Annotated in this window: 10 protein-coding genes; 7 read left to right on the forward strand and 3 right to left on the reverse strand. The window is 37.0% G+C overall.

The window, feature by feature from the left end; translation table 11 throughout:
- Positions 1-71: 71 nt before the first annotated feature.
- A complete protein-coding gene (locus tag AC0KSB_RS03255; protein WP_472306680.1) occupies positions 72-1,442 on the reverse strand; it encodes an ABC transporter substrate-binding protein in 1,371 nt (456 codons plus the stop codon).
- A gap of 320 nt (positions 1,443-1,762) precedes the next feature.
- Between AC0KSB_RS03255 and AC0KSB_RS03260 the strand changes: the two genes are divergently transcribed.
- The 7 genes from AC0KSB_RS03260 (at position 1,763) to AC0KSB_RS03290 (ending at position 11,642) form a co-directional block, all read left to right on the forward strand.
- Entirely contained in the window at positions 1,763-4,192 is a 2,430-nt protein-coding gene (locus AC0KSB_RS03260) for a GH36-type glycosyl hydrolase domain-containing protein (RefSeq protein ID WP_472306682.1), read from the forward strand.
- Positions 4,193-4,196: 4 nt separating this feature from the next.
- Positions 4,197-5,615, forward strand: a complete 1,419-nt coding sequence (locus AC0KSB_RS03265; RefSeq protein WP_472306684.1) for a phosphoglucomutase/phosphomannomutase family protein — start codon at positions 4,197-4,199, stop codon at positions 5,613-5,615.
- Positions 5,616-5,635: 20 nt separating this feature from the next.
- A complete protein-coding gene (locus AC0KSB_RS03270) occupies positions 5,636-7,378 on the forward strand; it encodes a sensor histidine kinase (protein WP_472306686.1) in 1,743 nt (580 codons plus the stop codon).
- Positions 7,379-7,560: 182 nt separating this feature from the next.
- Positions 7,561-8,913 carry an ABC transporter substrate-binding protein gene (locus AC0KSB_RS03275; protein ID WP_472306688.1) on the forward strand — a complete coding sequence of 451 codons (1,353 nt, stop codon included), beginning with the start codon at positions 7,561-7,563 and terminating at the stop codon, positions 8,911-8,913.
- A 94-nt stretch (positions 8,914-9,007) separates the two neighbouring features.
- Positions 9,008-9,898 (forward strand): carbohydrate ABC transporter permease, encoded by an 891-nt coding sequence (locus tag AC0KSB_RS03280; protein ID WP_472306690.1) that lies wholly within the window; start codon positions 9,008-9,010, stop codon positions 9,896-9,898.
- A 47-nt stretch (positions 9,899-9,945) separates the two neighbouring features.
- A complete protein-coding gene (locus tag AC0KSB_RS03285; RefSeq protein WP_472306692.1) occupies positions 9,946-10,863 on the forward strand; it encodes a carbohydrate ABC transporter permease in 918 nt (305 codons plus the stop codon).
- Positions 10,864-10,898: 35 nt separating this feature from the next.
- Positions 10,899-11,642: a response regulator transcription factor gene (locus tag AC0KSB_RS03290; RefSeq protein WP_472306694.1), complete on the forward strand. Its 744-nt coding sequence runs from the start codon at positions 10,899-10,901 to the stop codon at positions 11,640-11,642.
- 63 nt (positions 11,643-11,705) lie between these two features.
- Here AC0KSB_RS03290 and dhaK read toward each other — a convergent pair whose 3' ends face one another.
- On the reverse strand, positions 11,706-13,478 hold the full coding sequence (gene dhaK / locus AC0KSB_RS03295; RefSeq protein WP_472306696.1) for a dihydroxyacetone kinase subunit DhaK: 1,773 nt from the start codon (positions 13,476-13,478) through the stop codon (positions 11,706-11,708).
- Positions 13,475-14,575: glycerol dehydrogenase (locus AC0KSB_RS03300; protein ID WP_472306698.1), on the reverse strand; the 1,101-nt coding region annotated here is incomplete at its 5' end. The genes dhaK and AC0KSB_RS03300, both read right to left, overlap by 4 nt.

Here is a 14,575-nt window from a genome sequence, read left to right on the forward strand (position 1 = left end):
TTTCACCTTTATACCTTTACCAGGAGGTTCTTTATGTCAATCGACGAATCGATCAGAAATTGAGGTTATAATTATTCTGCATTATCAATCTCTGCCTGGATTTCAGCCGCAGCATCTTCGGCAGATGCACCAACAAACATACTGACTATTGAATTTCTTGTTCTATCCTGCATTGATCCTAAGGAATCAAAATCAAAAATATCTACGCATATACCTGTGGATGTTCCACCAAGTTCAACACTTTTTCTAAACAGATCTGTTGTTTTTCCTTCATCTAGTTCTATATCATTTCTAGGAATAAGGAAAGCAGCTTCTTCAGCAAATCTTTTCGCTGCATCTTTATTTGTCAGCATTTTTACCAGTTCCATTGTAAGCTCTAATTCTCTACCCTCAAGTTTTCCATTGATCATATAAGGACTGAGAACTTGCATATCTTCATCTTTATTTTCTGCTTTTGCAGAGAAATAAGGGAATTTTGCTAGTCTAACATGTTCTGCCACTGCTGTTGTTTCAGTATTTGTAAAGTTACTTATATTCCATGGCCCTGTGATAATCATAGCAGCTTCACCCTGTTGAAACTGAGTTACCGCTACATCATCCGTAATGCCGGCCGCACTTGGGTCAAAAGCATCAGCTTCAATCAGATCTTTTACAAATTGTAAAGTCTCAACAACGTCCGGATCAGTCCAACTCTTTGTTCTGTTACCAAGCAGTTTAGGAACTTCAGTACCTAACCATTTATATGCTATTTGATTATGGAGATGTCCAGCCATATATGTTGACTGTGCACCAATAGCTATTGGTGTAATTCCGATACCATTTAATTTATCAATTGCAGTAAGTAAATCTTCCCATGTTGCCGGGAAAGAAGCGATGCCCGCCTGATTAAGCAAGTCTTCATTGTAAAAAACACCAATCAAGCCTGATTCCATCGGCACAGCGTATGTTCCATCATATCCTGGCACCTGATAATATGAAAGTGAACCCTCGCTGAAGCCACCACCCCACTCAGGATCTGCCTCAATAAAAGGAGAAACATCCAATAATAGACCATTCTCAACATAATTTGCCAGATTAGCCACACCCTGTATACGGAAAATATTAGCCATATTGCCTGAAGCAATATCTGTTGTCAGGATGTTATTAAAAGCAGATTCATCGCCTTGTGAATCATCTATAATCTTAACCTCAGGATATTTATCTTTGAATTCATTAAGAATATCGTTATAAATTTCTACCTGCGTAGTAGTACCTGCCATTCTTGTAAGCAGTCTGATAGTTATTTCCTCATCACTATCTTTAGATCCTTCTGTAGTTTCGGCAGTTTCTTTTGTACCATCAGCATCGGTCTTATCGGTTACAGTATCATTGGATCCACAACCAGCAAAAAGTGCAACAGCCATAACTAAAACCAGTAATATAGCAGTTATTTTTTTCATCATTGCTATTCCTCCATAAATTTCTATCTGCTTCAAAGTCCCTACTTGTCTTGTCCGGACAATGGTAATAATAGCTTATTACATCTTGTGAAAACATGGAGATTTTATAGTAATTATGGAAATAAACTATTTAAATTACATAAAAATCCAAGCATATTTCTATAACTGAGCAAGCAGATACAATAATATACATTATTTTTCACTGTGCACATCTGTGTATTTAGCTAGAATCATTATATGCCTGCTTAATTATCTTTTAGCATGATCAAAATTCAAATTTCTGGATAAGGATCACAAAAACACACCTTTGAGGAGAATACACTATGCAATACGGATATTTTGATAATGAAAATCTGGAATATGTAATAAACAATCCGCAGCTTCCTGTATCTTGGACTAATTATATAGGAATCAATGAAATGTGCGGAGTTTTTAATCATACTGCCGGCGGATATGTCTTTCATAAAACTCCTGAATATCATAGAATAACCAAATTCAGACCTAACGGCGTTCCAATGGACGGTCCAGGACATTACATTTACATCAGAGATAATTCAGACGGTGATTTCTGGACAGTATCCTGGCAACCGGTTGGTAAAAATCTCAATGATTCAGAATATAAATGTTGTCACGGTCTATCCTATACAAGATATTGCTGCAATTATAAAAAAATAAAAGCAGAACAAAAGCTATTTATTGCAGTTGATGATCCTGTCGAAATTTGGGACATAAAAATTAAAAATACAAGTGATGAAACTAAAGAACTAAGTATATTCAGTTATTTAGAATTTTCATTTCATCACATAGACATGGACAACAAAAATTTCCAAATGAGTCTATATGCAGCCGGATCAAATTATTCGGAAGGAATTATAGAATATGATCTTCATTATGAAGAAAAAGGCTGGCAATTTTTCACTTCAAACTTTGAGCCTGATGGTTATGATTGTGTGCGGGATTCTTTTTTAGGACAGTACAGGACAGAGGCAAACCCTATTGCAGTCGAGTCTGGTGATTGCACTCAAAGTACAGAACTGGGAGGAAATCACTGTGCTAGTTTAATGAAAAAAATATCACTTAAACCGGATCAAGAAATCAGACTTATTTTCCTTTTAGGCGAAGGAAATCTGGTTCAGGCAAAAAAAATGCGGCAAAAATATGCCTGTCCTCAAGCGATTGATCTTCAGTTTAGCAAGTTGAAAAATTTCTGGAGAAAAAAGCTTGATGCCATGAAGGTAGAAACTCCAAACAATGCTTTAGACACACATATTAACATCTGGAATCTCTATCAAAGCGAAATAAATGTAATGTTCTCAAGATTTTCATCCTTTGTTGAAGTAGGTGGCAGAACAGGGCTTGGCTTCAGAGATACTGCCCAGGACGCGATGACAATACCTCATTCCAATCCTGAAAAATGTCGTCAACGCATTATTGAACTTATGCAGGCTTTAACCAGCGAAGGCTACGGTTTACATCTTTTTGATCCGCAATGGTTTAATCCGGATGCAGTAGAACCTTTCAAGTCACCAACTGTTATACCCGAACCTTCTGCTAAAGATATAGTACATGGAATTGAGGATGCCTGTTCAGATGACGCCCTCTGGCTCGTAGGAGCTGTTACAAATTACATCAAAGAAACTGGTGATTATGAACTACTTGAACAAAAACTCCCCTATGCTGATGAATTTTTTTGCCGGAATTCTGATACAAATTCAAACAACTACCACACGATTTATCAGAAATTAAAGACAATACTAATCTTTTCAACTGAGCAAACAGGAAAAAACGGTATTTGCAAAGGATTACGTGCAGATTGGAATGATTGCTTGAATCTTGGCGGCGGAGAAAGTGCAATGGTAAGCTTTCTTCTTTGTTGGGCATTAAAACAATTTATTGAATTAGCTGATTTTCTTCAAAAGCATGAGGATGCAACAAAATTTATAAAAATTTTGTCAGAAATTGAAAAGACTTGTGATGATAAATTGTGGGATGGTAACTGGTATATTCGAGGATTTACAGCCAGCGGCAAAAAAATTGGCTCAAATATCAATTTCGAAGGCAAGATACATCTTGAGAGCAATGTATGGGCTGTATTAAGCGGTGCAGCTAAAGCCGAAAAGGCAGAAACTGCAATGAAATCAGTAGTTGATCTCCTAAAAACCCAATTTGGTCTTATGCTTAATTGGCCGCCTTATACAATACCAGATGATGATGTTGGATTTGTTACAAGAGTATATCCGGGAGTAAAAGAAAACGGATCTATTTTTTCTCATCCTAATCCTTGGGCCTGGGCAGCTCTGGCAACAATCGGAAAAGGCAATCTTGCTATGCAGATGTACGATCTTATCTGTCCCTTTAATCAAAATGATATGATAGAGATACGCCAATCAGAACCATATTCCTATTGTCAATTTATAATGGGACCGGCACATAGCGCCTATGGAAGAGCACGCCACCCATTTATGACAGGAACAGCAGGCTGGGCTTATTTTGCAGCAACCCAATTTATATTAGGAATTAAACCAGGATATGAGTTTTTGGAAATAGACCCTTGTATACCTTCAAGCTGGAGCAGATTTCATGTTGAACGATTCTGGAGAGGCGCTTATTATGAAATTGAAGTTGAAAATCCAGATAGTGTCCAAAAAGGCATCAAAAGTATTTACATAGGGGGGACAAAAGTAGATAGAATACACCAGATTAAACCAGGACAGAAAATCAAAGTGAAAGTTATCATGGGTAGAAAGGATTAACAATATGATTAGATTTGGTACAGGTGGTTGGCGTGCAATAATAGGTGACGGTTTTACTAAAGCAAATGTTCAGCTTGCTGCATCTGCTTTAAGTGAACTTATGATATCAGAAAATTCTTCTGCAAAAGGATTATGTATAGGATATGATCGCCGTTTTTTATCAAAAGAAGCTGCACAATGGGCTGCAGAAATTTTTGCAGCAAGAGGCATACCTTGCAAAATTTTAAATAAAGAGGCTCCTACACCATTAATAATGTTTGCAGTTAATCAACTAGAACTATCTTATGGCTTAGCAGTAACTGCCAGTCACAATCCCGCCCTATATAACGGCATAAAAATTTTTACTGCCGGTGGCAGAGATGCAACAGAAGAAGTAACAAAAAAACTGGAAATTATAGCTGATCGCATTGAAAATTCAAAACTTGATCTGGAAACTATTGACTATAATCAAGCTATTCAAGAAAACAAAATAATAGTGATAAATCCTTTCAACGACTACATAGACGCTATTCTTAACCATATTGACATAAATTTAATAAAGTCAGCAGGGTTAAAAATAGCTCTTGACCCTATGTACGGAGTTAGCCAAACCAGTCTTAGAACCATATTAATGACTGCACGTTGTGAAGTAGATGTCATCAACGAACGTCATGATACTTTATTTGGTGGCAGATTGCCTTCTCCAAATGTAAACACCTTGAAATACTTAAGCCAATACGTTGTAGAACATAACTGTCATCTAGGTATTGCTACAGATGGTGATGCCGATAGAATAGGAGTAATAGATGATTCCGGCAAGTTTTTGCCTCCTAATACTCTTCTGGTTATACTTTACTATTACTTACTGAAATACAGAGGATGGTCAGGTTCGGTCGTGAGAAATAATTCAACAACTCATTTACTTGACAAAGTTGCAGAAGGATTTGGTCAAAGCTGCTACGAAGTCCCAGTAGGATTCAAACATATTTCTGCCAAAATGATCGAAACAAACGCTGTAATTGGTGGGGAATCTTCAGGAGGACTAACTGTGCGTGGACATATACAGGGAAAAGATGGAATATATGCTTCCGCTTTACTGGTAGAAATGATTGCAGCTACAGGAAAACGTTTGTCAGAGCTTTATGAAGAAATAACTGAGATTTTCGGTAAAACATATGTAGAAGATAAAGATTATTCACTGACTAACAAGCGCAAAGAAGATTTACAAAAAATCTTGTTCACTGAAAAAAAACTTCCAGACTTTAATTTGCCCATAAAAAAAATCGATTATTCTGATGGCTGCAAAATTTATTTTTCTCATTACAGTTGGGCTATAATGAGATTTTCAGGAACAGAACCTCTACTAAGAACAAGTTGTGAAATGCCTGATAAAGCTACGGCTAAAGACTGCATAGAAAAAATTCGTAAATTTGTAGAGAAATAATCATGCAAGGGAGAAACCTTATGGAGCAAAACAACAAGCGTACAAAACCTGTTTTTTCATTGCAGCTGCTTCTTGTTGGTATAGTTTTGCTTTGCTGGGTGGTTCCTTTTTCAGTAATTTTGCTTTACTCCAGTATTTCTGTATCAAGAAACGTGCAAGGAAGAATCGAGGATACAATTGAAAATAGTGCAAACCTGGCATTCGAACAAATTTATGAAAACCTCCACCGGGCTATGGATTCTTCTCGAGCACCCAACTATGATGGCGTAATAAGAACAAGCTGGTTGCAATATGCTTCTGATAATGATGAGATTAAACTTTATGATGACATCAGCAGTTATTTGTCACAAAAATATTCATATGACGATAATTTTCTTACTACATATGTATTTTTTACCGAAGAAACAGATAAAGTTTATTTTGCCAATCATCACACAAACTATTCTTCAGCACTGTCATTGCGCTATTATCTTGATAATGTTCATGAAGATGTTTTGCAAAATTTCCCCCTGCTGGATACCAAAATTCGCTTTTTCCAAATTAATGATAAGCTGTTTATGATGCGCAATATTATTGATATGCGTAATATAATCAGCAAAAGTCTTGATCCCTATGCCGTAATAATAATGGAATGTGATCCACATTATCTTTTTGAAAGTGTAAGTAATATAATTTGGCTTTCCGAAGCAATCATAAGAATAAACGACATGGAAATGCGTTTATTCGGCACTGAAAATCAGTCGGAACAGGAATATTCAAATATAATGACAAAAGATCCTATGAGTGGTAAATACCTGCAAAGGCTTACAAAGTCTGAATATGATTTTAGAATTGAACTAGATATGGCTTCTGATGCAACTGATTTGATCAGTCAATTTTCAGACAATAGAAATATAATGCTATTATTTGCAATCTTCGCTTTTCCACTTTTACTTTTTTCTTTATTTATTTTTTATAAACATGTCACATTGCCTACCGACAGGCTTGTTGCGGCAACAACAAAAATAGAAAAAGGAAATCGTGGTTATCAGGTTAAGCAAATGCCTGGAAACAAAGAATTTTTCTGTTTAACCAAGCAATTTAACAGTATGTCTATTCAACTCGAACATCAATTCAATAAAATATACGAAGAACAGCTAGCCTTACAAGAAGCAAGAATAAGGGCTCTTCGTTCGCAGATAAATCCTCATTTTCTTAATAACACGCTGGAAATAATAAATTGGGAAGCCAAGCTTGCAAACAACAAGAAGGTTTCAGAAATGATCGATGCTCTTGCAATTATGCTTGGCGCTGCAACAGCAAGAAGTGATAATGCAATGGTAGATCTGAGAGAAGAACTAGACTATGTAGACGCATATCTGCATATAATAAAAAAACGTTTTGGGGAAAGATTAACTGTTAGCAAAGAAGTAGATAATACTTTGTTATCATATTCAGTGCCTAGCCTGATACTACAGCCAATAATAGAAAATGCCGTTGAGCACGGTATATCGCATATACCAAAAGGCGAGATAATAATCAAAGCTTATTCAGAGCCTTCTTATATCATTCTGGAAGTTGAAAACGATGGTATTTTAACTGCTGAAGATAAACAAAAACTAACTGATTTAATTTCCGGTAATAGCGATGCTTCGAATGTAGGTATAAAAAATGTAAGTCAAAGACTAAAAATAATTTATGGTTCTTCCAGTGAATTTTCAGTCGAGGAAATCAGACCAAATAGAATTATGGCAAGGTTGAAAATACCACAATCCAACACATAATTCCCAGAGTTTTCTAAACATTTGTTTTTAATATACTATCTTTAGTTAGTGCACAACAAGAAACAATTAATAACAACCTCTTTACTTATTGCACAAAAATAAGAGTCTTATAATATATTTAGATGGTTAATAAGTTTAACCTAATTATTTTTCTTCGAAGAAAAAATCAATGGAGGATTAAAATGAAAAGACTACTAGCTCTTGCACTCATAGTGCTTATGTTAACTTCATTATTAGCAGGTTGTGCTGGTTCAGATGATGCCAATAAAACCGAAACAACTACTAAAGCTACAAATGATTCTGTTGAAACAACTGATGAAAACAACGGTACGCAAAACTCTTCCGATCCTGTAGAAATTACTGTAGTAACATCTTACGGAGGAGATGACGGAAACAGAACTAATTACGAAGATGCTATCAGGAGCTACGAAGCCCAAACAGGCAACACAGTTTTAGATGCGTCAGCTACTTCTGATGAAGAGTGGAAATCAAAAATAATGACGGATTTTGAAGCAGGAACAGAACCAGACGTTCTTTTTTACTTCAATGGCGTTGATGCAAATCCTATCATTGAAGCTAATAAAGTAGTATCTATAGATGAGATTCGTGAAGTGTATCCCGAATATGCATCCAATATGAAAGAAGAATTGCTGGTTCCTTCTCCATTAGACGGCAAAGTTTATACTGTACCTGTTAATGGATTCTGGGAAAGCTTATTTGTAAACAAGAAAGTCCTTTCAGAAGCAGGCGTTGAGGTTCCAGGATCAGATTATGGTTGGGATGACTTTATTACAGATTGTGAAAAAATAAAAGATGCTGGTTTTACGCCAATAGCCGTATCTTTACAGGAAGTTCCACACTACTGGTTTGAATTTGCTTTATATAACAGAGGAAATCAGGATAATCACCTTGATCTTCCGGAATCATCCACTGACGCAGCCGGCCAAAAATGGGCTGAAGGACTAACCGATATCAAAAATTTATACGAATCAGGCTATCTGCCTTCAAATACACTTACCGCATCTGATGCTGAGACCGTACAGATGTTTGCCGATGGCGATGCCGCTTTCCTGATAGACGGCAGTTGGAAAATAGGTTATTTCCAGGAAAACTGTGCTGACCATCTGGATGATTTTGCTCTCGCATATGTTCCTGGTAAAGGCGAGAGAAAAGCAACTGATCTTGTTGGTGGAATATCAATGGGATATTACATCACAAGAAAAGCCTGGGAAGATCCGGACAAACGTGAGGCAGCCATAAAATTTGTTGAACATATGACCTCAGATGAAATTGTATCAGTTTTTGCCACTACTTCAGTAACAGCCTTAAAAGATGGAGTAATACCTAGCGAAGACTTGGATGTGCTGCAATTAAGTGCAATAGAAATGGCAGCTGACGCTACAAGTCTTGTTGGAGCAGTTCAAGATGGAATGACAGCAGAAGCAAGAGGAGATTTATTTTCAAACATAAAAAATATTGTGACACAAAAAATCTCTCCAGAAGAAGCTATTGATTCTGCACTTGCCTTGCAATAAAAACAGATATTTATAAATAAGACAACGTAAAAGGCAGAGGTCGGACGCAACATGTTTTGAGTCCGGCCTTCATTTTCCCAAGGTGGTATAAACTATGAATTCTGTTATTTACAAAAAAAAATATCCATTAATTGTTTTTCTCTTACCTGCTTTTGCTTTTATGATAATCTACCTCCACTATCCATTCTTAAAAAACATACTCAATAGTTTTGTAGAAATATCTGGCTTAGGGACTGCAGCTGGAGATTTTAATGATCCATGGTACAGTAATTATTCAAAAATGCTTTATGACCCCAATATGCACACAGCATTGAAGAATACAGGATATCTGATATTAACAACTATTATTTTTCAGGTAGGTATTGCTCTTTTATTAGCACTCCTTGTAGACAGGATTAGAAAAGGTGCAGAATTTTTTCGTACAATTTACTTCTTCCCCATAGTTATTAGTGGCACAGCTCTTGGCTTAATGTTTAATCTGATTTTTCTCTATAATGGAGGAATGTTAAATCAACTTTTAATAAAAACAAATATAATAAAAGAATTCATTGACTGGAAGGACGAAAAATATTTTCTTTTTACAATGCTTCTGCCAGTGATATGGCAATATGTCGGCTTTTATTTTGTGATAATGGTTACAGGTCTAGGCAATATATCGTCAGAAATTTATGAAGCAGCCTCGCTGGACGGTGCCGATGGATGGAAAACTACTTGGTATATTTCCTTACCCTTAATGAAAAATGTTCTTTACACTTGTCTTATTTTAGCAATAACAGGCGCTTTGAAAGTATTTGATCTACCCTGGGTAATGATGGGACAAGGTATACCTATGGACAGATCTTGGCTTACAGGCACATATATGTACAGTCAGACATTCATTCGTTCTGATGTTGACTATGGTTCAGCAATCGCAGTAGTCATTGTCTTTCTTGGTATTTTTCTGTCTCAAATCGCCAATCACTTATTTAGAGAAAAAGATTTTTAAATCTTTACTTTTCGAATGAATTTTTCCATAAAACAGAGGAGATAATTATGACTGAGCAGCAATATATAGATGAAATCCTAGGCCAAAAACATTCTGGTAATAAATCTACAAAAAAATTCAGCCCTTCGAAAACTCTTATTTATTTTATTCTCAGCATCTGGGGCTTAACAACAATATATCCCTTTTTTTGGGTAATAATAAATTCCTTTCGTGAAAAAGGACTGATTCGTTCTGACTCATTTTCTATTCCCTGGTCAGCTCAAACCGGCTTTACTCTTGATAATTATCTTTTAGCTTTTCAACGTGCAGATTTTAAAAATGCTTATGCCAACAGTATTATAATATCTGCTTCAGTCACATTACTGGTCATTTTTTTATCAGGCCTTGCAGCTTATGGCATGGTAAGATATCGTTTTTTCGGCCGCAGATTATTACATTTACTTATCCTGGCAAGTATGATGTTTCCTGTCTTTTCCACTATAATTCCTGTTTTTCGCCTGCAGGTAGGCTGGGGGCTGGCAAGTACCGGCAATCGCTTTCTCTCTCTTATTTCTGTAATACTTCCTCAAGTCGCAGGAAACATTTCATTTGCAATTATCGTTTTAATGGGTTTTATCCGCAGTGTGCCTTTAGATCTTGAAGAATCCGCATTTATAGATGGAGCAAATATTTTTCAAATTTTCGGCAAAATTATTCTGCCAGTTGCCAGACCATCTTTTGCCACTGTTGCTATATTTACATTTCTATGGTCATATAATGATCTATTTACACAAACATTTTTTTTGAGATATCCAAAAGAAAAAACAATTACTTTGCTCTTGAATGAAATCAGCTCTCAAGCTGGAGTCAATTACGGACTTATGGCCTCGTCTGTTGTTCTTGTTGTAGTTCCAGTACTTATTGTTTATATTATTCTTCAGAAGAACATTATAAAAGGAATGACAATTGGTGCGGTTAAAGGTTAAAACAACTACCGTCCAAAACCACCTAGGAGTATAAAATGTACCGAGTAGTTTTAATAGACGATGAAGCGATTATAGTAGAGGGATTGAAAAAACTGGTCGACTGGAGCAGCTTTGATAGCGAAGTTGTAGCCACTGCCCATGACGCGACTTCCGGAAGACAAGCAATAATCGACAATAATCCTCATATTGTATTCACAGATATAAAAATGCCCGACCAGGATGGTTTAAGTATGTTGGCCGGACTTAACAGCGAATTTCCGGATCTTTTAGTGACAGTACTTACAGGTTATCGGGATTTTGCTTATGCTCAGGAGGCTGTTCGCATAGGAGTTCATAGACTTTTATTGAAGCCCTCAAGAATGGACGAGATAAATGAAGCAATGCTCAGCATGGTAGCAAAACTCAAATCACTTAACTCCAAAGAAACAGGAGAAGAAAACTCCAGCAGTGCCAACAGCTATATCGTAAGGAGGGCATTAAACTATATTGAGGATCATCATCAGACAAGGCTTTCTCTGCAAGAGATAGCAGCTCACTGCTATGTTTCTCAATGGCATCTTTCAAAATTATTAAATAAGCATACCGGCAAAAAATATTATGATCTTCTTAATGCCTCCAGAATTGAAAATGCCAAAAACTTGCTCCGCGATAAAACCAAGGATCATCTTACAATTGCAGAAATTAGTGAACAAGTTGGTTATAGTGATACAGGTCATTTTTCGCGTTTATTTAAAAAACATGTAGGCATAAGCGCAAATGAATATAGAAACATCAAATAGAAAAAAGCCTTTTTATTCAATAATAAAGTTGTGTAACTAAGTATACAGTTTTTGGAAAAAACACTATGCTTGTTCAACCGAATCAGCTATAAAAGAGAAAATGACTCCTAAGCCGTGTGCCCCTGCATCAGGATAACCAATACTTCGGTCACCGACAGTGCCGGCACGTCCCATCTTGGCGGCTATTTTTTCTGTCGCTTTTGCACCTTTCACAGCAGCCTGAGCCCCCAGACTAAATGATTCATAGAAGTTCAAACCTTTTTGGGCACTTTCAGTCCAGGAATCAGCAGCCGGTACGAGCGCATCAATCAAAGTTTTATCGCCTACCACTGCTCCTCGGCCAAAAGATCTTGCACCCGTTGCCTGTATTGCCTTTACTGCAGACTGCATCATATCGGCAAATTCCGATACTGTTATTTCTTTCTTATCACCAATGTTTTTGGCAGCCGCTCTGAATGCAGATCCCCATATAGGGCCAGATGCGCCTCCACAATATTCCATAATAATAAGAGAGCAGGCATCAAGAAATGAACCTATATTTTCGGAATGATTCTTTAGCAGCGATCCCCACTCTTGTTGCAGTTTTCTAAAGCCTTTTGCTATGCTCATTCCAAAATCGCCATCACCTGCATGAGAATCCAAATCGCAAAAAGGTTTTTCATTTGCTATTACAGATTCACTCATTTTACCAACGATATAGATCATATTGTTTGTATTTATTGTGTCTGATTCTATTTTTGCATATTTTGCATAAACTTCTGCCTCATCGGCATATGTATTAACTTCTTCCTCACTGCTCAAAATATTATGTGCCTCAGGTATTTCCTCTTGCCCATCAAATTTAAGTGCCGATGTATTGCATTCCTGGTTTAAATAACCTTTTAATTCATTGTCCAGTTTCAGCAAAGTTATGGAGGCTCCAGCCATATCTATACTTGTCATATAATTGCCTACAAGACACCTGTGTACTTTAATATTTTTTGCTGCCAATGCTCTTAAGGCATAATTATTCAGCACATACAGCTCCTGCAAAGGACTACCGCCAAAACCATTTACAAGCAGTGCTACCTCTTCTGTCCCACAATCACTTTCTGAAATTGACAAGTCTTTGACCAGTGCTTCTATCATGCGTTGTGCAAGCTTTTCTGCACTTGCTATTTTTTCGCGTTTTACTCCGGGCTCTCCATGAATTCCCACACCATATTCAAGCTCATCTTCTTCTAAATTGAAAGTAGGGGTACCTTTGGCAGGTACAGTACATGATGTTAATGCAAAGCCTATACTTCTTACATTGTCTGCTGCCTTCTGAGCAATTTTTTTCACAGACTCAAGATCCATGTTTTGTTCTGCTGCTGCTCCTGCTATCTTATGGACAAAAACAGTTCCTGCAACGCCTCTTCTGCCAACAGTATACAAACTATCTTCTACAGCTATATCATCTTCCACTTTTACAAAATCTACCTTGATACCATCTTCCTGTGCAAGATATGCTGCATTCTTGAAATTCATAATATCGCCACTGTAGTTTTTTATAATCAGCAAAGTACCTTTTTCTGATGCTGTTTCTTTTATTGCCTGATAGACCTGTATTTGAGAAGGAGATGCAAACACATCACCACAAACAGCAGCGTCCAGCATCCCTTGTCCTACAAATCCTGCATGTGCCGGCTCATGACCACTGCCTCCGCCACTTATAAGGCTGACTTTTTTACTGTTTTTTTTCCTTCTGGTAATTATTTTATACTTTTCATTAAGAGTTAAATCTGCATGTGCCATAACTATTCCCTGGCACATTTCTGTAACTAATCCCTCTGGTTTATTGATTATTTTTTTCATTTCCCAATCCTCTTGGCCTTATACATTGACCCATACTTATCTGCAGTCATTATTGCTGCCGCAACATCTTCAACAGAAACAGGGAAAGGCATTGCATGAACTGATTCTTCTGGTATACATGCCTTCTGCGCTACTTCAATCAATTTTTCCGAGCTGATTGTTTCTACACCTATATCCGAAAAACACACAGGCAAGCCAACATCCAAGCAAAAGTCCAGAACTTCATCTATTTCTGTCTGCGGTGCATTTTCCAGGAAAAGTTGAGACAATGCACCAAATGCTACTTTTTCACCATGGAAATAATGATGTGCCTCTTCAAGTATTGTCAAACCATCGTGTATGGCATGTGCTCCCGCCAGTCCGCCACTTTCAAAACCCAGTCCTGAAAGTAAAATGTTTGCTTCTATGATATTTTCCAAAGCTGGTGTAACTCTATTATTTTCACATGCTATTTTTGCTTTATATCCATCTTCAAGTAGTGTTTTGTAACATAATTCTGCAAGGGCAAAAGCAGTATTTGTTCCTTTGGCCGGTTCACAAAAACCTTCTCTGAAACCACATGGAAGACCTGCATTTACATTAGAATATGAGCGTTTTGTTGCTCTGGCTTCAAAATATGTTGAAAGTGCATCTCCCATTCCCGAAACAAGGAATCTGACCGGTGCATTTGCTATTATTTTTGAATCTATCAAAACTACACTTGGACTTTGTTTGAAATATGCATAATCCTCAAATGCGCCCTCTTCTGTGTATATTACTGCTGAATGACTTGTAGGAGCATCTGTTGCTGCAATTGTAGGAACTATTATGAGGTTTTCTCCGCCTGCTACACATTTTGCTGTATCTATTGCTTTACCACCGCCAAGTCCTATTATACAGCTGCATTTTTTTTGCTTTGCCTCCTCTTGTAACCGGCTGATCTCTTTTCTTGAGCATTCACCGCCAAAATTACTCTCCATGAGCGTTATTCCGTATTTATCGGATGTTGCTGCCAGCTTTTCTTTTACTCTGTTTACATCGTCTTTATGGGCGATTAACAATGCCGATTCTCCAAATGTTTTTACAAAATAACCCAGATTCAACAGCTCATCTTCTCC

It is taken from the genome of Ercella succinigenes (assembly GCF_900002895.1).